Here is a 24,729-nt window from a genome sequence, read left to right on the forward strand (position 1 = left end):
TATTGTGATGTATATCACACCCCTGCCAACTGCTGCGAGCTATACTCATAAGTGTAGAAAACAGAAGACGAGAAGGGGCGAGTGCATATGTTATCTAAAGAAACTATTTCTATTATAAAGTCTACGGTTCCTGTATTGGAAGTCCACGGAACAAAGATTACGACTCGTTTTTACCAACTATTATTCGAGCGTCACCCTGAACTATTAAATATATTTAATCATGCAAATCAAAAACAAGGACGCCAGCAAACAGCATTGGCAAACTCAGTGTATGCGGCAGCTGTTCATATCGACCGCTTAGAAGAGATCATTCCGGTTGTAAAACAAATCGGACATAAGCATAGAAGTCTTGGCGTGAAGGCTGAGCATTATCCAATTGTCGGCGAAACATTACTAGATGCTATGGTAGATGTGTTAGGCGATGCGGCTACCGATGAAATTCTCGCTGCATGGGGCGAGGCGTACGGCGTGATTGCTGATGCCTTTATCGGTGTAGAAAAAGAAATGTATGAGGAAGCTGAAAATCAAGATGGCGGCTGGGCTGATTTCCGTGAATTTGTCGTCGCTAAAAAAGTAGTCGAGAGCGATGTGATTACCTCCTTCTACTTACAGCCATATGACGGCGGTAAGATTGCTGAATTTAAAGCCGGCCAATATGTGACGATTAAAGTGAAGCCTGAAGACAGCGAGTATACTCATCTTCGTCAATACAGCTTATCTGATGCTTCAGGAAAAGATTATTACCGAATCAGCGTGAAGCATGAAAATGACGGCGTCGTATCAAGCTATTTGCATGAAAAAGTGGTTGAAGGCGATAAAGTAGAGCTAACAGCACCAGCCGGAGATTTCGTTTTAAATACAGATTCTGATAAGCCAGTGGTTCTAATTGGCGGCGGGGTCGGCGTGACTCCGATGATGAGCATGCTGAACACATTGGTTGAAGAGCAGCCAGAGCGTGAAGTCATCTTCATCCACGCAGCTGAAAATGGTGCGGTGCAAGCATTTGGCAAGCATGTAGAAGAGCTGGCTAGTGCGAATCATCAAGTGAAGAATTATACTGTGTATGCTAATCCGACAACAGCTGATGTTGAACTCGGTGCGTTCGATCTTAAAGGCTTGATTGAGCTGAAATGGCTGAAATGTGCAGTCAGTGATGTAGCAGCTGAGGCTGACTTCTACTTCTGCGGACCGGTTCCGTTTATGAGAGTAATGAAGCAGTATTTAGCTGAGGTAGGCGTGAGCGAGGAGCGCGTACATTATGAGTTCTTTGGACCAGCGGCGAGCTTGGATGCAGCGGTTGAGCAAATTTAATGATAGTCTCAACTTTTTTAAAAGTACTGTTATCTTATAGCAGTACTTTTTTTTATTAGTAAACAAGTTGTTAAAAATTATTTTTTGACTTATTTTGTCGAATATATAGATATAAAGTATTGTTTGGGTTAGTATTATTAGTGCTTTTGATTCAGTTAAGAGGTATACAGGAGTGACTTTTTTATTATTATTTTTCAAATTATTAATATATCCTTGGCTGTATTTTATTAAGTATAGAATAACTAATATACTAGGAGGTTACGAATGAAATTTTGTAAAGAGTGCGGAAGTCCGTTAAAAGCTGGTGCTGTTTTTTGTGCAGAGTGTGGCACGCCTACACAAAATAATGTAAAAAACCCCAATCAGCAAATAGCAGCAACCACATCATCAGTTGCAGAAAAATCCCCACCCCAAAAAAGCTTCTCATTCAATGATCTTACAAAGAAGCAGAAATTATTTGGCTTAAGTGCTGTACTTGCATTTATTTTACTCATTTCATTTCACCAAATAATGTCTTCAATAACGAGCAAGGAAAGAGTAATTGAATCTTTCAAAACAGCTATTTTGGAGCAAGACTCTGATAAATTATTAACCCTCCTTCATTCAAGTGACCCAAGATTAGAAATTCATGAAGAAGGTACAGCAAGTATTATCCATTATGTATTAGATAACCCCTCTTATTATGAAAGCTTAATGAGTGACCTTAACCAGCAAGCAGCTATGTTAGATATTAATAATGATTTAGTGCCAGCAGAAGAAGAGTATTATGACTATGATTATAACTCTGACTTCCCTTCCGTTTTCCATTTACAAAAAGAGGGAAAAACGGCACTGTTTTATGACCAATATCGCATTAATGTAACTCCTTTTTACTTATATGTATCTACTAATTACGAGGATTCTGTCATTAAAGTAAACGGTGAGCCAGTCACTACAGCTACAAGTTACGATTTCACTCAAGAGTTAGGACCTTTTATGCCTGGCTATTACGAACTAAAATCTGAGTATTCCAATGAATATTCACTATTAGAGGAAACCCAATTTGTTGAATTGTTTTATCAACACAATAATTATTCTAATGTCCAATTAAATCTTTATGGAGATTATGTCACTATTTATGCTGATTATGAGGATCATGTAGAAGATTCCAAGATTTTTATTAATAATGAAGAGACACCCTACACTTTACAAACTTCAGCAGATATTGGCCCTCTGTCCCTTGATGAAACAATCAGTGTGTATGCTGAATTGTCATTCCCTTGGGGTACTGTAAAGACAGGGGAGAAATTGATTGATTCTTCGCACGTAGATTTAAATGTGGAAAATATTGTTAACGAGACAGATAAAGAACATATTATTAACTTAGGCCATCAATTTGGTGAACAATTAATGAATGCATACGAGACAGATGATGTTCATTCAATTACGATCGTCACTTCTGATTACCATGATCGTATTGCGAATGATTTTGATAGCGAGACATATGAGAGTTTCGTATATAAAGAGGGTTATTTTAATCCTCAAAATATGAGACTCGATACTTCAAACGAAGAGCTGGAAATTTCTATGCCAATAAGGTATACCTTTGAAACTCAATATTATGAATCAGAGAGTACGGATGAAAGGCAAGAAGAGTATTGGGTTACCTTCCATTATGACCAAGAGAACCAGGCTTGGTTAATAGACAGCCATGATCAATTTGGCTATTTTGATTATTTTGAAGAAACTTCAGAAACGGTTCAAAAAACATACAATGCTGAAGAGCTAGAACTATAAATTTAAGGGAGACTACAAATTATGAGCTGTCCAAACTGTAATACCACATTAGACCAAGGGGCAAAATTTTGCACGAGCTGCGGCCATAGACTCGCAGCTGCAGAAGAGGTATCGGCAACTAGTGATTCAGCTGCCACTACTACAATTAATCATCAACAATATCTTGATCAAGGGAAGAAAATTAGTAAACAATATGTAACCTTTGCTAAGCAATCATTAAGGAATCCTTTTTCATCTGCAACATCTTTAAATAGCACCAATATGATTAATGCGATCATTTCAATCGTATTGTACGCTTTTCTGCTCCCTCTTTTTCTTTATAATGCACTTAGTAAAATGAGTATGGGGTTTTATTCTCCTTCTTTTGGAGAAATAGTTATTGTGCCAATGTTTGTTTCAATGATTATTTTAATTGGGATTACCGGAATTATTTTTGCAGTTTCTAAGTTAATGAAGGTACAAATTGGATTTCTAGATGTTTTAACAAGGTTTGGATCTCTTTTGACCATTCCCGCTGCTGTACTTATTTTAGCAAATGTCTTTGCGGTACTTTCTGTAATGAGTTTTGGCGTCATGCTCCTTGTAGTAAGTTTAATTTCTTACTTTGTTGCTATTGCAGCAACCATCATGTCTCTGCCTTCACAGCCGGGTATAGGTATTGACAAGTTTTACGGCATTCTTATTACTTATCTTGTCATGCTAATTGTTACTTATATGTTCGGTGAGAGTATCGTAAGTGATTTCATCGCTGAACTTACTAGCTTCGGAAGTTTATTTTAATGCTTAAAAGAAAAGGCATCGGCTAAGCTGATGCCTTTTCTTTCATTTGATGGAATGTAGATATAATTCAAAAACTTCTTCCAGTGAGTATGTACCACATATGGTCGGAAGAAGTTTTTTCATTTCCACATCCTCCTAAATGTAAATTGTTAAGATGAATGCGAGGAAGAGAGTTGCTTAGGGCGAGGTAGATTGGGTTGGACCGAGGTGAATTTTACATTTATGTAAAGGTTTGTTCGAATTATGATCTAGTTTGTTCGAAATATCGTTAATCTTGTTCGAAAAATCTCCTAACCTATTCGAATTAACTCAGAAACAAGGCGTCGATCTTACTCGATGCCTTGTTTTTTTATGAAATCTGCTAATACAGTCACATCTAATTGATACCTCCTAGCCTTTGTTACTCCTTTTCTTTCAATCGGCAGGGAAGTCAACAGTCTTTTTGATATAGAAGGATTAATTTTTAGAAATTCAGCAGCTTCTCTATTAGTAATGTTTCCTTCAAATAAATAGGAATAATCAATTAGGCTATTAATATGCGCATTATTTGAGCGGAACCAGCAATGCTGGCAATTCCACTTTCCGTTTGCTCTTAACATGGGAAGCGCGGAGCATTTGAGGCAGTGCACTCCTTTTATGAGGTCACTTCGTTGTAATTGATAAGCCAGCAGCGGCTCAAAAACAGAGGATGTGTGAGATTTAATTAATAGCTTTACAACTTTCTTTACTGTTTTAGGTTCACAAATTAACGTTTGATATTGCACGCTAAGCTTCTCTATCCGCTTCACTAAAACCGTATCGCGTATTACATGTTTTCTTGTATAGGACGTAGAGTCAGAAAGGGATATTCTGCTTTGCGAATTCGTTATAACTACTAGCGTTTCAACCGGTATATCCGGCACCTTATGTTTCTTTAAAAATTGACGCAGTTGACTAGCTTGCTTTTGGACTTGAATGATGGGGTCTGGAAATGTGTCTTCTGCATCAGGAGTTGTGCGGATGAGCTGTTGAAATTCTGGTTCAAATGAGAGGGTTCCATAGAGATGCTTCACTTCGATGATAAGGATGTAGGTGGGAGTGAGGATGAGTGTATCGATTTGAAAGAAATATTCGCCTCTCTGTAGGCGAAGGTCGTGGAAGATGATGTACTCTTTTGGAGGCAGGAAGCTGAGGTGATAATCGAGGGCGGACTCTCCTTTATATCCGGCTTTTCGTTTTGCAAGATCGGCTTCAATGTGAGGTTTTTTAGGATGATGAGCAGGGATTCTGCGGAGGAGAGCTTCTAATTTGTCAATATGAACGGGGATTTTGCGAGGTTTGGCAATCATATAGGGCTCCTTTGCGGTTTGGTAGAGGTTTAGCAGATGAAGAACTTCGACAAATTGAATGGTTTGTCCTTTATTTTGAGACGTTATTAGGGTGTGTGGCTAATAATTCGAACATGATTTGATGTAATTCGAACAGAGTTACTCATCATTCGTTCATCTTCTCCATTATTTCGAACAACATCCCGATTAATTCGAACAAACGCAGCAAATATATGGAAAAACACAACCGCCCCAGCGGTTGTGCCCTCATCCTTACACTCCTGAATACGCCATAAACCCGCCGTCAACTGGCACGGTGATGCCTGTAACGAATCCGGACATATTCTCATCTGCCAGCCACAGTAATGTGCCGAGCAGATCTTCCGGATCGCCGAAGCGGCGCATTGGTGTGTGCGTAATAATCTTCTCCGAACGCTCTGTTAAGCTGCCGTCTTCATTTTTCAACAGCTTATGATTCTGTTCTGTTAAAAAGAATCCTGGTGCGATCGCGTTGACACGTACGCCTGACTGAGCCATGTGAACGGCGAGCCATTGCGTGAAATTATCAATAGCTGCCTTTGCAGCGCTGTATGCAGGCACCTTTGTCATTGGAGATGGTGCGCTCATTGACGAAATATTGATAACAACGGCGCCTTCTTTATCGACCATGCGCTTCAAGAATACTTGCGTGGTATTAATCGTCCCTTGAATATTCAAGTTAAATACATGCTGGAAGCCTTCGCTGCTCATATCAAAGAATGTATTTACCGAGTCATCCGTTAAATCTTCTTTTCGGAAGATTTCATTTGTTGTCGTTCCTTTTGGATGATTGCCGCCTGCCCCGTTAATCAAAATGTCGCATACGCCAAGCGTTTCTGTAATCACTTTATCCGCTTCTACGATACTGTTTAAATCAAGGACATCGCATGCGATCGCCAACGCCTCGCCGCCCGCCTCGATAATATCCTGCTCCACTTGCTTTCCTTTTTCAGCGGTACGATTTAAGATTGCTACTTTCACGCCTTGGCGTCCTAGCTCTCTTGCCATCGCACTGCACAGCACGCCGCTTCCGCCTGTAATGACCGCTACTTTACCTTTTAAATTTTCATTGATTGCTAGCATCGTTTAGGCCTCCTGCTTTGCTTTGGCTTTGATTTTGCTCCCTGCTTAATGCATCCCATATCCCCCAGATGTACATAATCCCAAGGGCACGATCATACAGCCCGTAGCCCGGACGGCATTTTTCATCCCAAATATGACGGCCGTGATCGGGGCGGGCATAGCCTGTGAATCCATTTTCGTGATAGGCCGTTACAATGTCTGTAATATCTAGAGAGCCGTCCTGCGTTCTGTGTGATGTTTCGATGAAATCACCGTTTTCATAAATACGGACATTACGAATATGGGCAAAAGGAATTCGATCGGCAAATTCTCGTACCATATCAGCCACATCATTATCAGGGTTCGATCCCAATGATCCGCTGCATAGAGTTAGACCATTTGAAGGACTATCTACAAGATTTAAGATACGCTGCAAATTCTCTTTATTTCTAACGATGCGTGGGAGACCGAATATAGACCATGGTGGATCATCTGGATGGATCGCCATTTTGATATCATGCTGCTCGGCAACTGGAATGATATTTTCTAGGAAATAATGAAGATTGCTCATTAAGTCTTCTTCTGTCACATCTTTATAGGCAGCAAACAGCTTTGTTAAATCAGCAAGACGCTCAGGTTCCCAGCCGGGCATGGTCAGCTCTGAATTCTCATTAATCTTTTTGACCAAATCCATTGGATCGATATCATGGATTTTTGATCCTTCGTAAAACAGCGCAGTGGAACCGTCTTCTAGTTCCTTCGCAAGATCTGTCCGAAGCCAATCAAAAATAGGCATGAAGTTGTAGCAGATCACTTTGACGCCGACACTTGCTAATTTCTCAATTGTTTTCTTGTACGCTTCAATGTAGTGATCTCTTGTTGGAAGGCCGAGTTTAATATCTTCGTGAATATTTACGCTTTCTACCACTTCGATATGTAAACCATGTTCTTCGGCTTGTTCTTTCACCGCATGAATCTTCTCAATCGGCCACTCTTCACCTGCAGGAACATCATGCAAAGACCAGACAATCCCTTCGACACCTGGGATTTGTTTAACTTCTTTTAACGCCACATGATCATTGCCGTCTCCAAACCATCTAAATACCATTCTCATGATCTTATTCCCTCCCTTTTTAGTTAGTTAATAGCTCCACATACACTTTCGCTGCTTCCACTACACCTTCTACACCGGAGTTTTTTAAAGCTTTATTCCAGTCACTTCCGACTCCAACTGCAGCTGCCCCGTTTTTAATCCATTCCTTGGCATTCGAAGCATTTACTCCGCCAGTCGGCATGATTGCTACATGCGGGAGAGGTCCTTTAACCGATTTGATAAAGGATGGCTCAAATTGGTTTCCTGGAAATAGTTTAATTAACGCAACGCCGTATTCTGTCGCTTCCTTCATTTCACGGATTGTCATACAGCCTGGTACATAAGGGACTTGGTATCGATTACAGAGCTTAGCCGCGCCGGCATCAAAGCACGGGGAAACGACATACTCCGCTCCATTTAAGATCGCGATTCTAGCTGTTTCTGAATCTAAGACACTTCCTGCACCTACTGTAATATCAGGGTATTGTGAGCTTAATTGCTTAATTAAACGCATTGCATCTGGTGTTGTGAACGTTACTTCAATGGATGTCACGCCGCCTTCAATACAGCCTTTGGCAATTGTGGCTGCCTCTTCAAATGTATCCCCGCGAACGACAGCTGTGATTCCGGCATCGATCATCTTCTGTAAAATTTGATAGCTTTTCATCATCATTCTCCTTTTATCAAGTTAGTCCCGAATCAACACATCATGCCCACCCGTTAATTGGGCGGGCAGATCGTGCTTACATGGAGATTACTGCTTTTCGTACTTCATTTGGATTATTTTCAATGAAAGACATCGCTTCTTTAATTTCATCAATGGAGAAGGTATGTGTGACCATTTCATCTACATTCAGCTCTTTTTCTTCCATCCACTTAATTACTTTTTCAAATTGATTCGTTTGCAGGCGTGATCCGACAATTGTTAATTCTTTTTTTGTTATTGGAAGCTGAGAGATTGTTGATGGACGCTCATCAAACCCTAGTACCACAACACGTCCGGCAATGGAGGCTGCATGGATGCCTAGTTCAAATGTTTGCGGAAGACATACCGCATCAATCACGACATTAGCTCCTTCACCAGCTGTGGCTTTCATCACCGTCTCCACTACATCCTCTTTACCAGCATGAATCACTTTATCTGCTCCGCACTTAAGGGCAAAGTCTAATCGTTCTTCACTTAGATCGGTGATAAAACATGTGGCTCCAAGCAGTTTTGCTACTTTTAGACAGCAGATTCCAATCGGACCTGCTCCTTGAATCAAAACGGTATCCCCTTTTTGAACATTTCCGCGCCAGTTGGCTTGTGCCCCGATCGTAAATGGCTCGACTAATACCGAATCTTCAAATGGAATGGATGCATTCACTTTATGAAGGTGAGCTTCGTTTACGACCATATATTCCTGCATCCCGCCGTCTCGGTGGACACCATACACTTCAAGCTTTTCGCACACATTTGCTCGACCATTACGGCATGCATAACACTCGCCGCATGTATCAATTGGCTCTAGTACCACCTTATCGCCTTCTTTTAAACGGGAAACACTCTCCCCCGCTTTGACGACTTCACCTGTCACCTCATGTCCGATGATCCGCGGATACGTAGCTAATGGATTGGTCCCGTGGTAGATATGCATATCTGACCCGCAAATTCCTACCATACGGACACGCATCAGCACTTCATTTGCCGCTTTAATGTCTGGTACTTCTTTTTCAATAACTGCAATTGAACCAGCTTCCTCAACATTTACAACTTTCATGATCTAGACGCCTCCTATTAATCAAACAAACTTGGTAAGAACAACGTAATTTCAGGGATAAAGGCAACTAAAAGTAAAACTACTAAACTTACAAATAGGAACGGAACAAGTGCTTTGGTCGTATCCCAGATCGACACTTTACCGATGCTTGATGCAACGAATAAACAAACTCCTACAGGCGGTGTTGTCAGCCCGATGATTAATGCAAGCACCATAACGATCCCAAAATGTACTGGGTCCATGCCGACTTGAGCCGCTACCGGAAGCAGTACCGGGAATAAGATAACAAGAGCTGCGATTGTTTCCATAAACGTTCCAACAAATAGCAATAATAAGATAATTAACAGAATAACGAGGATTGGATTTTCTGTAATCCCTAAGATGGTGTCTGCTACTAAAATTGGAATTTGTTCACTTACTAAAATGTAGCCAAAAAGGTTAGCAAACCCTACTAGAATTAAGATCGATGCTGTACTGATCATTGAATCTAGGATAATTTTTGGAACTTGTTTGATCTTTAAGTCTTTATATACGAACAACCCGATCACTAATGCGTAAAGGACAGCAACAATAGAAGCCTCTGTCGGTGTAAAGTAACCGCCAAGGATTCCGTATAAAATGATGACTGTCATCAAAAGCGCCCAGAATGCGCCGAAGAACGATTTTGTAATTTCACCGATTGGCTTACGGTCTTGCTTTGGGTAGCCTCTTTTCACGGATAGGAAGTAAGCCATGGCCATTAATCCCAAACCAAGAAGCACACCAGGAATTGCACCTGCTAAAAATAAATCTCCGATCGATACACTTGCGAGCGTACCGACAATAATTAACGGCAGAGATGGCGGGATAATCGGTCCAATTGTAGAGGATGATGAAGTTACAGCCGCTGCATAAGGTGCGTCATAGCCTTGCTTTTTCATCGCGGGTATCATGACCGAACCAATACTCGCTGTATCAGCTAAAGCTGTACCAGAAATTCCGGCAAACCCCATAGAAGACCCGATATTCGCAAGACCTAGTCCCCCTCTGATATGACCGACGATATCATTGGCAAATTTAATAATTCGCTCAGTGATCCCGCCTGCATTCATTAAGTTCCCAGCAAGAATAAAACCCGGGATACATAGAAGAACGAATGAGTTAATTCCAGAGAACATTCGCTGCGGAATAATCGTCAGAGGAACATCAACGATAATTAAATAAAGTAAACTTGAAAGCCCTAAACTAAAGGCAATGGGTACTCCTAAAAACATGAGAACAAGGAAGGATAGGAATAAAAGTAATGCCATCATGCTTGTTCGCCTCGCTTCCTTCTAACAAATAGATCAATGATGCTGATCATCGCATACACTCCGACAAGCAGCATGGATAAACCGATGCTTGCATGAATCCACGACATTTCAATTGCCATCGTAGCTGAACGCTGCCCTTGACCAAGCAGCATGAAGTAGTAGCCGTAATAGGCAATGTAGGAACACATCACAATGACTAGCAGTTGAGTAAACGCTGTATAATAATTCCGGAACCTCTCCGGTATTGCATTCAAAATGAAATCGATACTAATAAATTCTTGACGTTTCATCGCAAGCGGTGCTCCAAAAGATACCGCGAATATAAATAAATAACGTGTTAATTCTTCTGTCCAAACAGCTGAAAAAGGTAGGAATCTAGTAGATATCTGCATAGTTACAACGACAATAATACCGATAAAACATAGGGCAGTTAAGACTTCTAGCGTTCGATCTAAAAGTTTTAGCGGTCTCACATTTCTCATCGCCTTTCTTAGAAATAAGACGTACCAACGCCTAGTTGATACGTCTTATTAAAATCCCTTATTGAACTTCTAAAATTTGCTGATAAAGCTCAAATTGCTCTTCTGTTAATGCACTTTCGATCGCTGGCTCCATTGCCTCACGGAACGCATCTTGGTCAACATCACTATTAAATGTCATGCCTTCAGCTTCAAGAGTGTCACGGTAATTTTGAATTTCTTCAACAAACAGCTCATCACCATACACTTTAGCTTCCTCAGCTGCTTCCATTACCGCTTGCTGTAAGTCTTCACTTAACGCTTCGAATTGAGAGTTCCCAACTACTACATAAATCCAAGAGTACACGTGCTCTGTTTCGTTTACATATTGTTGTACTTCATAAAGACCGCCGCTGTGAATAAGGTCAACCGGGTTTTCTTGACCGTGAATCACACCTTGCTGTAGTCCAGTAAATACTTCGTTAAAGTCCATTACCTGCGGGCTCGCACCAGCTGCACTCCAAGAATCCATGAATAAAGGAACATTAGGTACACGCATTCTGAAACCGCTTAAATCTTCAGGCGTGCTGATCGGCTCTTTTGATGTTAAGTTACGTGGTGCACGCTCCATGTGGAATAAAGGTGTAACGCCGACTTTTTCTACGATTTCTTCTTCAATTTCTCGTCCGATTTCGCCTTCAACAACTGCTTTTAAGTGATCTGAATCACGGAATGCATATGGTACAGCTAAAAGCGCCGCTTTTGGAGCCCAGTTTTGCATCGTTTCACCAGTGATAAGAAGATCAACGTTTCCGCCCTTCACACTGTTTAATACTTCTGTTTCCCCGCCAAGCTGGTTGTTCGGATAGATGGAAATATCAATTTGTCCTTCTGTTTTCTCACTAACAAGCTCTGCAAATTTCTCAGCAGTTTGGTGCCAAATGTGATCTTCAGCAGCTAAGTGACCCATTCTCCAGTTAATTGTTTCACCAGATGCAGTATTTTCTTCTACACCGTCCGCTGTTGTTTCCGTATCTCCGCCGCCACAAGCAGCAAGCATCATAAGTAATGCAGATCCAATCACTAACCCTTTAAGCTTTTTCATGTGTATATCCCCCTAAATGTGTATTTGTGTACGGTTATCGTAACCGTTTAAAACCGATAAATTAGTTAGCTAAATATTCATAAACCGATTTAGTAACAGGCACGCCTTCAGTTAAAGCAACCTCTTCTTTTAACTGTTCTGGTTCTCCTGGAACTAACACTTTATCAAACCCTTCAGCCGGTTCTACTTGATGAATTTCATCAATCATTTGGTCCATTGAATCTAAGAAGTCATCAATATTGGTGAACATCGCAGGATTGATCGTAAAGATAAAGTGGCCAAGCTTACGTTTTTTATCATAGTCGCCGTACATTTTGGCAATATTAGGACCGAAGCTTGATCCTGTCATAATTCCAGACATAATATCGACAACCATGCCAAGTCCATATCCTTTAGGTCCCGCAAATGGCAATAAGGATGAAACGTCATGAGGGTTTGTCGTTGGCTGCCCTTTTTCATCTACGCCCCAGTCACTTGGAATCTCTCCACCTGCTTCACGAGCATGCAGTACCTTTCCAAATGCTACGTTGCTTGTTGCCATATCAAGGATGACTGGCTTATTTTTACGAGCTGGGAAACCATAAGCAATCGGGTTTGTACCGTAGTAAGGCTTTGCCCCGCCAAAAGGAACGACGATACTATCTGTATGAGTGAGTGCCATACCTACCAGGTTGTGTTCCGCTGCTTGCTGCACAAAGTATGAAAGAGCTCCGCAGTGGCTGCTGTTCGTGATTCCAACCATTCCAATTCCATTCTTTTTAGCCATTTTAATTGCAACATCCATCGCTTCTTTTGTTACCACATGCCCCATGCCGTCATCCCCATCGAAGATCGCTGAACATGGACCTGTTTCTGTTACTTTAAATTCAGGGTTCGGGTTCATTCCGCCTTCATTTAAGCGCTTAACATAATGCTCTGTACGAAGAACTCCGTGTGAACTAACGCCGCGCATATCGGCATGTATTAAAACGTCTGCTACAATTTCAGCATGTTCCCTTACAAGTGATGCATCCGTCAATTTATTTACAACTAACTCTTTAAGCTTTTCTTGTGATACTTTAATATCGGTCATTTATGATTCTCTCCCCTACTCTAAGTTGGCATGCCTGTTTTTCATCTCTTCATGGCTGCTTGTTTCTTTCACGGTGTAGATGATGATGGCATCTAGAAGTAAATGTAGACTTTGATCAAATTGATTGCCGAGCGGCTGGATCGTATCCGGCTCTGTTTCTCTTCTGTATTTCGTTGCTGCTGGGATGATCAGCACATTGCTGCTCACTTCTGCTAATGGAGAAGTGGCATCTGTTGTTACTCCTGCAACCTCAGCCCCTGCCTCTTTGGCTTTTTTTGCAAATTGAACGATCGATCCAGTTGTTCCTGAGCCAGAGATGGCCACTAGCAGATCATCTTGCTGAATGCTTGGTGTGATCGTCTCTCCTACTGCATACACCTGAAACCCTGCATGCATCAGCCTCATCGCAAAGGCCTTACCCATTAGTCCAGAACGTCCTTCTCCTAAAACGAAAATGCGTTTAGCCTGCAGCAGCGCTTTTGAGAGGTCAATCGCTTGATCTTCTTTAACCTGTTGAAGGACTTCATTTACTTCTTTCGCTACTGTATTCAGTGTCGTTTTCAAGTTAAAATCATCTCCTTCATTTTCTGTGCAACAGAGGCTTTATCATCTGCCTTAGTGATCGCACTGCCGACAATTAAGATATCTGGTGAGTGCTGAAGGAATTGCGGCAGCAATTCTTCATTAATTCCACCTGCCACTGACACTTCCATCTCCGCTCTTACCTCTTCAAGTAAGCTGAAAAGCCCTGCTGTAGCAGCCTTTCCATCCCCTTGCATATCTTTGCCGATGTGGAGACTAACTAAATCAACACCTAATTCTTTAAGCTCATGTATTCTCTCTTTGCTATCGACCCCTAAGAGGTCAACCATTACTCGTTTCTGATAACTCTTCGCTACCTCGACCATGTCTCGGATCGTCGCATCATGGGCAAATGCCATAACCGTTGTGATATCAGCACCTGCTTCAAATGCCTGCACTGCTTCAGCCTTCCCTGCATCACATGTTTTCATATCTGCTACAATGATGTGTTCTGGGTATGACTGCTTCATTTCTTTTATAATTGAGGTGCCGTATTCTTTAATGACGCCCGTTCCAATTTCTATAAGATCAATCGCTTCGTGCGTTTCTTTAAGAATGTCTGAGCATTCCTCTTTTGTTAAACGATCTAGGGCAAGCTGCAGCTTCATGTTACCCGCCTACCTTTCCACTTCTTCTTTCTTACCGAGCCTTACCATCACATCATCAAGATAAGGCAGCCCTTCATTGTCTCCTTGTACACTTACAACCATCGAACCGATTAAGTTAGCAAATGCGAGGGACTCATCGAGAGCGCTTCCATTTAAGTAAGAATAAATGTAGCCTGCGTTAAATCCGTCTCCTGCGCCTACTGTATCGACGACCACTTTAGGTTTTACAGGATCAGCATAAATCAGCTCGCCATCGCGGTAGCCGACCGAACCTTCTGCTCCGCGTTTCAGGATAATGTCTCTAATCCCGTATCCTTTGAAAATATCAATATACTCGTCTATGGATTTCTCGCCGTAAAGCAGTTCTGCTTCTTCAACTCCAGATAAGATAATATCGACATAAGGAAGAATAGAATGAAAAGCAGCTTTCGCTTCTTCAATCGTCCACAGCTTCAAGCGTAAGTTTGGATCAAACGAAACCGTAACCCCGTGCTTTTTTGCAAGCTTCACTGCTTCAAGCAAGATGCCTGGATTTTTTTTATCAATAGCTGCGAACACCCCGGTGACATGAAGGACTTTACTGTTTTTAATATAGTCTTCATTTAACGTGTCTTCTGTCAGGACTTGGGTTGGAGAATTATACCGGTAATAATGGGTCGTTCCTGTGCCATCTTCTCTAATCTCTTTAAAATTAAGTGATGTCGGGCACCCTTCCACCAGCTCTACTTCCGATATATCAATCCCTTCACCTCGTACAAAATTGATAATAAATCTGCCAAACTCATCAGCACCGAGCCTTGAGATCCAGCCCGTCTGTAAGCCTAGACGAGCACAGCCAAGAGCAAAGTTCAGCTCTGCTCCGCCAACCTTTCGCTCAAAGCTTTGGACAAACCTCATTGGGCCAGTCGTTGCTGGATTAAATGTAATCATGGCATCGCCAATTGTAATAACATCTTTTCTCATCATCGCTCTCCCATCTACTTATTTTGTTTTAACTAGATTGTCTCTTGCGTAGAACGGGTTCATAGTACGTTACACAGCTGTGCTCTACAGGAGAACCTTTAATTCTGTTCAATAATCGTTCCGCTGCGTCTGTACCCATTTCAAAAGCAGGTTGTGCAATCGTTGTCAGCGAAGGATTGAAAAGGCTTGCAAAAGAAACATCATCAACACCTACGATTGCTAGCTTACTAGGAACTTCGAGACCTTCTTCCTTCACTAATTTCAAGACTTCCATCAACGCTAAATCATTCCCTGCTAATAGTGCATCAGGAGGCTCAGGAAGTTCTAACATCTCTTTTACTGTATCTTTCATAAGAGGAACATCTACACTTTTCATGTATTGTTCATTTAGTTCTAATCCGTGTTTTTCTAAGGCATCCTTATAGCCTTGAATCCGTTCGATACGAGGTGTAATCTTACGAATTAAGGAAGGAGTAATAATGCCAATCCGTTTATAGTTCCTCTCAAGCAAATGTTCTACTGCAAGAGTTATTGCTTTTTTGTTGTCGAGTAAAATACTAGGAACGTCTAAGCCTTCAATTCTTCTATCTACAAACACAAGCGGGAAATTCTGCTCGACCATCTGTTGGAACAATTCGACGTTGCCTCCAGTTGGGAAAACAATTAACCCGTCTACTTGCTTAGCTTGCAGCATCTCGACATACTTCTTTTCCTTTTCAGGATCATCATCAGCATTACAAACAATGACATGGAAATCATGTTCATGGCAGTAATCTTCAACGGCTCGTATGACTTGAGTAGAAAAAGAATGAAGAATATTTGCGACAATCACACCGATTGTTGATGTCTTCTTCTGCTTGAGGCTTTTAGCTATGTAATTCGGCTGATACCCAAGCTTTTCAATCGCTTCTTTAATTCGCTTTTTCGTCTCTACACTCATATAGTCATAACGTTTGTTAATGTACTGAGAGACTGTGCTTTTGGATACATTCGCTTCTTTGGCGACATCCATCATCGTAACTTTTTTCATGAAAACTCCTTTATAAAGCTACCTTCTAAATCGATTTACTAAACCGGTTTACTAAATCGATTTATCTGTATTATAAATGTAAGCGTAAACAATTTCAATAATAAATTTTCAAATAATAAAAAAAGAAATGCGACAAGCCTTTGCTCATCGCATTCCACCTTATTCAATCGTAATATCTGCTACGATTTCATTATTCTGTACAACTTGCACATTAGCTGCTTTGTCTTCGTGCGCCGCCTTAATTTCTTCGGCAAAGCTCTCAGCAAGAGCTTCGACTCGCTCTTCTTCGACACCCTCATCTAGCATAAGAGAGCCGACTGCTGTGTCTCCATCTACAAATACTTGCGCGCCGAGTACTCCTGCCTCCTGCTCAATATTTGCTGTAATCGGCGCTCCGTCTTCAATGTAGTCCGCGCTGTCTACCGGCTCCCCTTCAGCAAAATCTTCTCCTGCTTCTGTTTCTTCTATCTCTTGTTCCTCGTTTGTTTCTTCAGTTTCTTCCGTTACATCCGTTTGCTCTTCGCCTTCAGAACAGCCTGCTAAAAGCATTGCGCCCGCTGTTGCTGCGATTAAAAATTTCTTCATATGATGTGTACCTCCTATGACAAGCTGTTTCTATTTTACTATAAAAGGTTGCTCGTATGTAAGACTAATAGGAAGAATACGAAACCATCTCTCATCCCCAAACTGTAGCTCAGTCTGCATAAAAATTGGATGAAAGCTGGTGTGTACGGGACGCTTGATCAGGCCATTAATCATAGATAATAGACAGATTTAGACAAGTCTTTAGTCTCATTTCTCTGGGATATTTGTCTTTTATTGTCGAAATCATGGAAAGAGCAGTAATTACGGCTTATGATTAGATGTGTTTGTTACCAGTTTCATGGAAAAATAGAGATATAATGAAGCTCGGTTTTCACTTTATTTCATTATAAAAGGAGAGATTGCCAGTGGTATGTAAAAATTGCGGAGCTGCTCTAAAGCAAGATGCAACGGTATGTCCATCATGCGGCACGGAGGTGGATGAGACAGCAGCAGCTGTAGCACTAGAATATGAGGAACCGGAACACCGCACCCCTAGTGAAAATGCACCGCCTAAGAAATCCAAAAAGAAAGCCATTATCATTACTTCTGCTGTAGCCGTACTATTAATGGGATTTGCTGCGCTTGCGTTTGGAATGGGCTTATTTATGAGTGATAAGCAGCGTTTCTTGTATGCTGAATACAAAACGTTTGAACAGCTTTCAGAAGAATTCCAGAATAAATACGGAGAGGATTTAGCGTTTAACGAATTAACTGTATCGAACCCTTCACGTTCTGAAGTAACTCTTAGCGGAATGCTGAATATGGATGCAGCTACATATGACCCCGATCTTGATATGATCCAAACCATTCTAAATTCCTCATCTATTACGATGACCCAAGAAATGGACCCTGCTGTGAACCAGGCGTTTTATGAACTTGGTTTAAACATTCAACAAACAGATGCGCTTACAATAGAAATGATTCAATCGAATGAACAAATGGGATTAAAGGTTCCCTTCCTTTATGATGAGTACTTCTATATCAACCTTGACCAATACGGCGATTTCATGCGTATGTTTGACCCATTTTATGATGGTATAGAAAGCCTGGAATCTGCGCAGTACAGCTTAGAAGACTATAAGCTCTCAGAAGCAGAACAAGAGGCTCTTCAATCTAGATACTCAACCTTCTTTATGGATTCATTGAAAGATGAGTACTTTACTGATAACGGCAAGGTCGATTACGAGCACAGCGATACAACGCTGAGCTTACGTGAATTGGTCTTGGAGCTGTCTCCTGAAGAAGCTTCAGCATTTTCAAATGAATTTTTCGAGTTTGTTGCAGCTGATGATGAACTTCACCAGTTAATTGCAGAACGAATTGTCATGACTGGTGATGCCGAAGCATTTGACCAGGTTATGGACCTAGAAGAATTTAATGTTGAAACCATTCAAGCAGAGATAAGAGACGTATTTGAAGATTTAAAAGCAGATGCAGCGGATCTTCAGTTCCCGAATGGCTTCACATCGACGATCCTTGTTGATAACAGCAATATTGTTGTGAACCGTCAAATCAATACAGCCATTTCAACGGAAAACACAAATGAAGCTGGCAGCCTTATCGTTGAAACGAGAAATGTTGAGCTTGATACGAACGAAATCGACCGTGCAGCCGTCATTACATTTGCACCTGAAGGACAGCAAGATTCTGAGCTTAATTTGGCGTATACCAACTTAATTGGTGCAGGCGACGGCTCTAGAACAGAAGATATGAACCTCAATGTTTCGATACAGGAATTCGGCACAACATCTGAGCCTTTCAGCCTGTCAATGCAGTCTGAGTTCTTTGGGCTCGGGACAGGAGAACAGCAAGTTGAACGTACATTTGCTGTTATGTCAAACGACATCTCAAGTATGGAGCCGCTTCTAACAGGAACGTTGAATCAAGAGAAAGATGTTAATTTAAAAGATGAAACAGCTTCTTATAAATACGATTTTACCATTGACCTTAACGACCAGTTTGAGAATGGCTCGCTTTCTGTCGTAGTTGAGTCAAATTCTACGACCATTGAAGAGGTTTCACTCCCAACCCTTGATGGGGATGAAGGAATTAACATAGTGGAATTAACGCAAATGGATATGATGCAGATTACTCAAGATATTGAAATGCGCCTTGGTCAGCTGATGTATGAGCTTGGCTTGTTCTAGGAGAGCAGCATGAACCATATTGCCGCTTTACTCACTATTCAATTTCATATGTGGATTAAGCAGTGGAAGCTTGGAGTAACAGTTATTGTTACTCCTCTTCTTCTTTTTACAGCGATTGGACTCATCGTCACTCACCAGCTCACACCAAGTGATACGATTGATAAAATGTCAGTCGGCGTGGTTGATTTAGATCAGACCTTTGAAACGAAACAAGCAATCGGCCAAATGTTTGATAACGAGGATGTTGAACAGGTCATCGAGGCGATTGATACAACTGAAGCACTAGGGGCAGAAATGCTAGCCTCAGGTGAGCTTGATGCGTTGGTGGTCATTCCTGAAGGCTTTAGCGAGGATCTTCGCTACGGAATAAACTCCCCTATCACCGTTATTGGCCAAAGCAGTCAGCCGCTGCAATCAGCACTGATCCTTCAGCTCCTAACCGCCGCCAGTCATTATGTCTCAGCTGCACAAAGCGGTGTGAATGCCGTGCATCATTTTTTGGCGGAACAAGATGTCTCGGCAGATGTACGGCAAGCTGAGCTGCAGAGAAATATCGTGACATTTTCGCTGGATGCCTTAGGTAGACTTGATATATTTGAAGAGGTGTTAGTCAGCGGGCTATTTCAAGAAAATCTCGTTCTGTACTATATCGCATCTTTTCTTGTTTTAGCTGTGATGACGTGGAGCTTTTTTATCGTTCATATCCTGCGCCAAGCATTCGATGCAGCAACCTTTGATCGTTTACGTACACGCGGGATCAATGATTGGCATTTTGCCGGAGCCACCTTGATTAATGCCTCAGCAATCGTTTTTTTAACCGGGTCCGTAGTTGGTTTGCCAGCTATTTATGCAGCAGAAGGTAATGCCTCCCTATTTTTAATAGCAGTGGGAATGATTCTTCTCGCGCTTTTATTTAGCAGCTTATTTTATGGAATTTCTTTATGGATAAAATCCGAGCAAGGTGTGCAGATCGTAAGCTGGCTGTTCATTTTAACTGGAGCAGCAGCAGGCGGGCATTTTGTTCCTGCCCTTTACTTTCCCGATTGGCTGCAAACTTTAAGTGATTGGACGATAAACAAGTGGGCTCTTGATGCGGCTATCGGCCTTCTTCAAGGAACGGCTGCAAGCCTCCAGCCATTAGCCTTGTTCGTTATCGGGTCCATGATGTTCGCTGCAGCCGGCATATGGGTTCAGAAAGGAGCAAGATAGTCATGAAGCTTTTGCGTATGGTTCTTTCCAGACTTTTTTATAAGCCGGCTGTCTTGCTGCTCCTTTTCTTGGTACCTATAGGCGGGATGCTGCTGTTTGGCACTCTCCTTGAAAAAGGTCAACAAGAAATCGCTATTCCCATTGCTGTTGTAGATGAGGACAACGAGGTCTTTTCACGATTGGTTGTTACACACCTTTCCAGCCAAGACCGGATCTCTGTGATTACAACCACCAGGGAAGATGCCCGGGAAATGCTTTTGAGACATGAAGTCGATTCAGTTTATGTGATTAAGGAGAACTTTGAAGCCGCGTTAAAACAGGGAAACAGGCAAGAGATGATTGAGGTGTGGACCTCACCTCAGTCTTTAACGACCGGGATTATAAATGAGGTCATCGCTAGTATGGCAGTGAGACTGTCAAGCAGTGTGAATGCTGCTGACCGCGTCCTCGTTTTATCTGCTTTATTAGAGCTTCCGCTTGATGCGGAAGAAAATGTGGTGTGGCAGAGGACATTTGAATACAGCGAAAGCCAATGGGATCCTGAACCTCTGCTTACGATCGAGTATAAAGATGTTTCAAGTGACGATGCGGTCAGTGACGTTCAGAGGCAGTGGTTAAACCCGTATTTAGGGATGTGGACCTTTTTCACACTGTTGATTGGCGTTGTTCTATCAGATTGGGTGCTTCGGGAAAAACAGGTGATCTTTCCGCGGATTCGCTCTACGTCTGCTGGATTACGAAACTATTTATTCGTTCAGTTTATTGTATATGTCAGTTTCTTTATTCTGCAGTGTTTAGCTTCGTATTTTATTTTACTATCGTTACACAAAGCTGCGCCTAGTCTGAGCTTATTCTTTAGCATGATGCTGTTTGTATGTGTAAGTATGGCCCTTTCTTTTATGCTCGCTGCCTGGAGCAAGAACCTTGTTAGTTATTATACCCTTGGCATGATGGTGGTCGTCGGCTTAAGCCTTTTAGGGGGAAGTTTCATACCTGTCCATGAACTAGCTGAGGTCCTGCGAGCGGTCTCAACGTATCTTCCACATTATGCGGTGATGCATGTGGATTCCGTTTCACTCTTATCCTTGACTGTGAATGGTATTGCCGCTTGTGTCATGCTTACGTTAGCGATTAAACGATTGGAGGGAATTGATTGGGTGAAGTAAATCAAATCATTGAAGTAAGAGATGTTTCGAAATTGTACGGGAAAAAGATATCCCTCGACCGCCTATCATTATCCGTAAAAAGAGGCCAAGTCTACGGTCTTCTTGGCGCAAATGGGTCTGGGAAATCAACCCTCCTTAAATTGTTAGCGACGGTCATGGAGCCTTCTAGAGGAGACATCACCATCGCGGGTTATGATATAAAAAAGCAAACAAAGCCAATTCGTGAGCTGATCGGCTATGTACCTCAAGAGTTATCGATTTGGGAGGAAGCAACCGTGCTTGAGAATGCTCAGTACTGGAGTGCATTTTCCAATAAAAAGCTCACTAAGTCAGCATTGATTAACCATTTAGAGAGGATTGGGCTTGGCGATCGTGCTCATGATAAAGTCAAAACGTTATCTGGTGGAATGAAGCGAAAGTTAAACATTGTGATCGCCCTCCTCCATGACCCAGAAATCCTCTTAATGGATGAGCCAACTGTCGGGATTGACTTCCAATCAAGATTTGAAATCAATCAATTGATCAAACAGCTAGCACAAGATGGCAAGACCATTTTATATACGACACATGATGTAGTTGAAGTTCTTTTCTTATGTGATGAAATAGGTGTGTTAAAAGCAGGACAGCTGTACTTCTCTGGCACGCTTCAGAAGGCACGAGAAAAGGCCGGAACCGCAGCAAGTACGTTGACGGATGAGGAAGTATTGTACCGTTTAGTGAATGGAGAGTTGTTTTAACAGGCGACGTCCATTTCCATCACCAGCCGTTTTCCTATATAATGAAGAACAACCTATACGGAGGGCAGGAATGTCGATGAAACGAGTCTTACTAGTAATTGCAGCTGTCGTTCTTCTTTCAATAACAGGATATGGGGTCTATTTGTGGGCTTCGGTAAATGAGACCGCTCAGGATATGTATGAGCCGATCGAGCGTGAGGAAGAGAAATCAGAAAAACGCGAGGTCAAAGTTGATGTTGAAAACCAAGAGCCCCTCTCCTTTTTAATCTCTGGCGTGGATTCATCGGGAGAAGAGCTTAAAGGGCGTTCGGATACGATGATTGTGCTCACCGTCAACCCGCAAAAGGAATCGATTAAAATGCTCAGCATTCCGCGTGATACCAGAACAGAAATCATCGGGCGCGGAACCGTTGAAAAGATTAATCACGCCTACGCATGGGGCGGGGTTGAAATGGCGATTGACACCGTTGAGAACTTCTTAGATATTCCGATTGACCATTATGTGAGCATTAATATGGAAGGCTTCGTTGGTATTGTCGATGCTCTTGGCGGGGTGACGGTTGATAATGACTTTGAGTTCAGCCAAAGCGGCTACCGGTTCCCAGTTGGTGAGCAGAAGCTTAGCGGCGAGGAAGCTCTTGCCTATTCGCGTATGAGAAAAGAAGATTCGCGGGGAGATTTTGGCCGGAATGACCGGCAGCGTGAAATTGTTGAAGCGGTGATTCTAGAAGCTGCAGATATCTCATCCATTGCACGAGCTGGAGACATACTAGATGCTGTTGGTAAATCAGTACGGACGGATTTAACGTTAAGTGAAATGTGGACGATCCAATCAAACTACCGCGGGGCAAGACATCAGGTAGAGCAGCTAGCGCTAGAAGGCGAAAACGAACGGATTGACGGACTTTATTATGTGATTGTTTCGGATGAAGACCGTAAAGAAATTTCTAATGAGCTAAGAGAGCATCTCGAACTGCCAATTGGATCAAACGATTAAAAGGTGATGACAGCAACTAGTCATCACCTTTTTTGTTTGTCTTAAATGGACAAAAACATGAAATCTGTTCAAATAATAGTGGTATTCCCATGGAAAATCCAGTAGAATAGGAAATAACTACTAATAAGTATACTTATATTTTTGAAGAGAACGGCTAAAAAATCAACCATAACGGGTGAATACTATGAATAAAGAGAGCTTGCTTTTAGTGATCGAATCCAAACGTGAAGAGCTGCATGTCTCAGCACTCAGGTTCGGGATGAACTCAAAAGAAGTATTGCAGATAAGTGAGGAGTTAGATAAGCTGATTTTCACCTACCAGACCCTGAAACCATGTTCGTAACCACAGAAAAAAACCCCGCCTAAGCGGGGTTTTTGTATTGTAGAATCAGACTAGAATTAGTTAGTAGCTTCTTCGTCTTCTTCTTCGATATCCATTTCTTCATCTTCAGCTGGCTCTTCATCTAGAGCTGGCTCTTCTTCCATTGGCTCTTCGTCAGCTGGCTCATCCATAGCAGGCTCTTCAGCAGGCTCATCCATTGCTGGATCTTCTACTGGCTCGTCTACTGCCGGCTCATCTGCTGGCTCTCCACATGCTGCTAATACACTTAAAGATAATACAGCTGCTGCTGTTGTCATCATAAATTTTTTCATTGATAATACCCCCTGATTATTTATCTGACTAACGTATTGGGTTTATGAGTGCGTGACTCATTTGCCTTGCTGTTAGTCTGTGTACATCCTACCAAGCTTATGCGCAATCGTCTATAGGTTGCAGGTTTTTTTGGTAAGATCTAGGCATCTTCCCAAGGTGTCACACAGTTTATCACAAACTAGGATTATGTCGAATCCTATTCAAATGCTTATGTACCAAGGGTTACAGGACTGTTTTTGTTTTGCCGGCTTCATCCCGGTTATTTATGCGGCAAGCAAGCCGTTCGGCCGATTGGAGATTGTGTGCGTTGCTATGTATGTGTTCGGCCGGCCTTTACAGAAGAGGTTTAGGCATTTTTGATGGCAAACATTATGTCTGTTTCAACTGCAACCTCGCCGTTTACTGTGGCAATTGCGTGTCCTTTGCCGATTGGTCCTTTAAGGCGTGTGATTTCTACTTCTAGTTTCAATTGATCGCCTGGTACGACTTGACGCTTAAAGCGGCAGTTATCAATACCTGCGAAAAATGCGAGTTTGCCGCGATTTTCTTCTTTTTTAAGCATGGCTACTGCACCGACTTGTGCAAGAGCTTCAATAATGAGAACACCAGGCATAACCGGGTAGTCAGGGAAATGTCCGTTAAAGTATTCTTCGTTCGCTGTAACGTTCTTGAGTCCTACTGCTCGTTCGCCTTCAGTGATTTCAAGAATACGGTCGATCAGCAAAAATGGATAGCGGTGCGGAATAATCTCTTTGATTTCTTCAATTGTTAATTCGCTCATGGTTAGACTTCCTTTCAGTGGTGGGATTTGGATGAGTTTATTATAGCATATGAGAGGTTCGTGGGCATGAGGCGGATAGGTGGGCTGGGGAGGAATTGCGTCGGTTAGAGTGGTTATTTGACTAGTTGCTTGGGTAATTGTGCGGGTTCAGACTGTAATTGCGTCGGCCCGCGGTGGTATTGCGCCTATTGCTGCTAATAGCGTCAGTCTCATG

25 protein-coding genes are annotated in these 24,729 nt (G+C 42.0%); 9 read left to right on the forward strand and 16 right to left on the reverse strand.

Annotated features, from left to right (window positions below; genetic code table 11):
• Window positions 1–87 precede the first annotated feature (87 nt).
• The 3 genes from hmpA to PQ478_RS19860 all read left to right on the forward strand — a co-directional run bounded on the left by hmpA (window position 88) and on the right by PQ478_RS19860 (window position 3,867).
• The gene (hmpA, locus tag PQ478_RS19850; RefSeq protein ID WP_289235337.1) at window positions 88–1,311 is read left to right on the forward strand and encodes an NO-inducible flavohemoprotein; all 1,224 of its coding nucleotides are present in this window, start codon (window positions 88–90) and stop codon (window positions 1,309–1,311) included.
• Window positions 1,312–1,575: 264 nt separating this feature from the next.
• Window positions 1,576–3,087: a zinc ribbon domain-containing protein gene (locus PQ478_RS19855; RefSeq protein WP_289235338.1), complete on the forward strand. Its 1,512-nt coding sequence runs from the start codon at window positions 1,576–1,578 to the stop codon at window positions 3,085–3,087.
• Between the two features lie 21 nt (window positions 3,088–3,108).
• Window positions 3,109–3,867, forward strand: a complete 759-nt coding sequence (locus PQ478_RS19860; protein ID WP_289235339.1) for a zinc ribbon domain-containing protein — start codon at window positions 3,109–3,111, stop codon at window positions 3,865–3,867.
• Window positions 3,868–4,196: 329 nt separating this feature from the next.
• Here the strand turns inward: PQ478_RS19860 and PQ478_RS19865 are convergent, their stop codons facing one another.
• From PQ478_RS19865 to PQ478_RS19930, 14 genes are all read right to left on the reverse strand, one after another.
• Window positions 4,197–5,195 carry a nuclease-related domain-containing protein gene (locus PQ478_RS19865; protein ID WP_289235340.1) on the reverse strand — a complete coding sequence of 333 codons (999 nt, stop codon included), beginning with the start codon at window positions 5,193–5,195 and terminating at the stop codon, window positions 4,197–4,199.
• 252 nt (window positions 5,196–5,447) lie between these two features.
• Complete coding sequence (locus PQ478_RS19870) at window positions 5,448–6,296, reverse strand: SDR family oxidoreductase (RefSeq protein ID WP_289235341.1); 849 nt, start codon at window positions 6,294–6,296, stop codon at window positions 5,448–5,450.
• On the reverse strand, window positions 6,280–7,389 hold the full coding sequence (gene uxuA / locus PQ478_RS19875; RefSeq protein WP_289235342.1) for a mannonate dehydratase: 1,110 nt from the start codon (window positions 7,387–7,389) through the stop codon (window positions 6,280–6,282). The genes PQ478_RS19870 and uxuA overlap by 17 nt, the downstream gene beginning before the upstream one ends.
• 19 nt (window positions 7,390–7,408) lie before the next feature.
• Window positions 7,409–8,041, reverse strand: coding sequence for a bifunctional 2-keto-4-hydroxyglutarate aldolase/2-keto-3-deoxy-6-phosphogluconate aldolase (locus PQ478_RS19880; protein ID WP_354004542.1), 633 nt, complete (start codon window positions 8,039–8,041; stop codon window positions 7,409–7,411).
• A 70-nt stretch (window positions 8,042–8,111) separates the two neighbouring features.
• Entirely contained in the window at window positions 8,112–9,128 is a 1,017-nt protein-coding gene (locus tag PQ478_RS19885; RefSeq protein WP_289235343.1) for a zinc-binding alcohol dehydrogenase family protein, read from the reverse strand.
• A 17-nt stretch (window positions 9,129–9,145) separates the two neighbouring features.
• On the reverse strand, window positions 9,146–10,420 hold the full coding sequence (locus PQ478_RS19890; RefSeq protein WP_022629329.1) for a TRAP transporter large permease: 1,275 nt from the start codon (window positions 10,418–10,420) through the stop codon (window positions 9,146–9,148).
• A complete protein-coding gene (locus PQ478_RS19895; RefSeq protein WP_435521059.1) occupies window positions 10,417–10,893 on the reverse strand; it encodes a TRAP transporter small permease in 477 nt (158 codons plus the stop codon). The genes PQ478_RS19890 and PQ478_RS19895 overlap by 4 nt, the downstream gene beginning before the upstream one ends.
• Window positions 10,894–10,960: 67 nt before the next feature.
• On the reverse strand, window positions 10,961–11,983 hold the full coding sequence (locus tag PQ478_RS19900) for a TRAP transporter substrate-binding protein (protein WP_289235345.1): 1,023 nt from the start codon (window positions 11,981–11,983) through the stop codon (window positions 10,961–10,963).
• A gap of 61 nt (window positions 11,984–12,044) precedes the next feature.
• Complete coding sequence (allD, locus tag PQ478_RS19905) at window positions 12,045–13,055, reverse strand: ureidoglycolate dehydrogenase (protein WP_289235346.1); 1,011 nt, start codon at window positions 13,053–13,055, stop codon at window positions 12,045–12,047.
• 15 nt (window positions 13,056–13,070) lie between these two features.
• Window positions 13,071–13,619 carry a 6-phospho-3-hexuloisomerase gene (hxlB, locus tag PQ478_RS19910; RefSeq protein ID WP_289235347.1) on the reverse strand — a complete coding sequence of 183 codons (549 nt, stop codon included), beginning with the start codon at window positions 13,617–13,619 and terminating at the stop codon, window positions 13,071–13,073.
• On the reverse strand, window positions 13,616–14,245 hold the full coding sequence (hxlA, locus tag PQ478_RS19915; protein ID WP_289235348.1) for a 3-hexulose-6-phosphate synthase: 630 nt from the start codon (window positions 14,243–14,245) through the stop codon (window positions 13,616–13,618). The genes hxlB and hxlA overlap by 4 nt, the downstream gene beginning before the upstream one ends.
• Before the next feature lie 9 nt (window positions 14,246–14,254).
• Complete coding sequence (locus PQ478_RS19920; protein ID WP_289235349.1) at window positions 14,255–15,211, reverse strand: sugar kinase; 957 nt, start codon at window positions 15,209–15,211, stop codon at window positions 14,255–14,257.
• A 25-nt stretch (window positions 15,212–15,236) separates the two neighbouring features.
• On the reverse strand, window positions 15,237–16,238 hold the full coding sequence (locus tag PQ478_RS19925; protein ID WP_075681945.1) for a substrate-binding domain-containing protein: 1,002 nt from the start codon (window positions 16,236–16,238) through the stop codon (window positions 15,237–15,239).
• Between the two features lie 159 nt (window positions 16,239–16,397).
• Entirely contained in the window at window positions 16,398–16,823 is a 426-nt protein-coding gene (locus PQ478_RS19930) for a hypothetical protein (protein ID WP_289235350.1), read from the reverse strand.
• A gap of 365 nt (window positions 16,824–17,188) precedes the next feature.
• Between PQ478_RS19930 and PQ478_RS19935 the strand changes: the two genes are divergently transcribed.
• The 6 genes from PQ478_RS19935 (at window position 17,189) to PQ478_RS19960 (ending at window position 23,422) form a co-directional block, all read left to right on the forward strand.
• Window positions 17,189–18,970 carry a zinc-ribbon domain-containing protein gene (locus PQ478_RS19935; RefSeq protein ID WP_289235351.1) on the forward strand — a complete coding sequence of 594 codons (1,782 nt, stop codon included), beginning with the start codon at window positions 17,189–17,191 and terminating at the stop codon, window positions 18,968–18,970.
• A gap of 9 nt (window positions 18,971–18,979) precedes the next feature.
• Window positions 18,980–20,179 carry an ABC transporter permease gene (locus PQ478_RS19940; protein ID WP_289235352.1) on the forward strand — a complete coding sequence of 400 codons (1,200 nt, stop codon included), beginning with the start codon at window positions 18,980–18,982 and terminating at the stop codon, window positions 20,177–20,179.
• A gap of 2 nt (window positions 20,180–20,181) precedes the next feature.
• On the forward strand, window positions 20,182–21,345 hold the full coding sequence (locus PQ478_RS19945; protein ID WP_289235353.1) for an ABC transporter permease: 1,164 nt from the start codon (window positions 20,182–20,184) through the stop codon (window positions 21,343–21,345).
• Window positions 21,333–22,082 (forward strand): ABC transporter ATP-binding protein, encoded by a 750-nt coding sequence (locus PQ478_RS19950; protein WP_289235354.1) that lies wholly within the window; start codon window positions 21,333–21,335, stop codon window positions 22,080–22,082. The genes PQ478_RS19945 and PQ478_RS19950 overlap by 13 nt, the downstream gene beginning before the upstream one ends.
• A gap of 76 nt (window positions 22,083–22,158) precedes the next feature.
• Window positions 22,159–23,079 carry an LCP family glycopolymer transferase gene (locus tag PQ478_RS19955; RefSeq protein ID WP_289237013.1) on the forward strand — a complete coding sequence of 307 codons (921 nt, stop codon included), beginning with the start codon at window positions 22,159–22,161 and terminating at the stop codon, window positions 23,077–23,079.
• Window positions 23,080–23,263: 184 nt separating this feature from the next.
• On the forward strand, window positions 23,264–23,422 hold the full coding sequence (locus tag PQ478_RS19960; protein ID WP_081457703.1) for an aspartyl-phosphate phosphatase Spo0E family protein: 159 nt from the start codon (window positions 23,264–23,266) through the stop codon (window positions 23,420–23,422).
• A 56-nt stretch (window positions 23,423–23,478) separates the two neighbouring features.
• Here PQ478_RS19960 and PQ478_RS19965 read toward each other — a convergent pair whose 3' ends face one another.
• Window positions 23,479–23,733 (reverse strand): hypothetical protein, encoded by a 255-nt coding sequence (locus PQ478_RS19965; protein WP_022629345.1) that lies wholly within the window; start codon window positions 23,731–23,733, stop codon window positions 23,479–23,481.
• 347 nt (window positions 23,734–24,080) lie between these two features.
• The gene (gene fabZ, locus PQ478_RS19970; protein WP_012960679.1) at window positions 24,081–24,515 is read right to left on the reverse strand and encodes a 3-hydroxyacyl-ACP dehydratase FabZ; all 435 of its coding nucleotides are present in this window, start codon (window positions 24,513–24,515) and stop codon (window positions 24,081–24,083) included.
• Window positions 24,516–24,729 lie beyond the last annotated feature (214 nt).

The organism is Alkalihalophilus pseudofirmus (assembly GCF_029094545.1).
Classification (GTDB): Bacteria; Bacillota; Bacilli; order Bacillales; family Bacillaceae_D; genus Alkalihalophilus; species Alkalihalophilus pseudofirmus.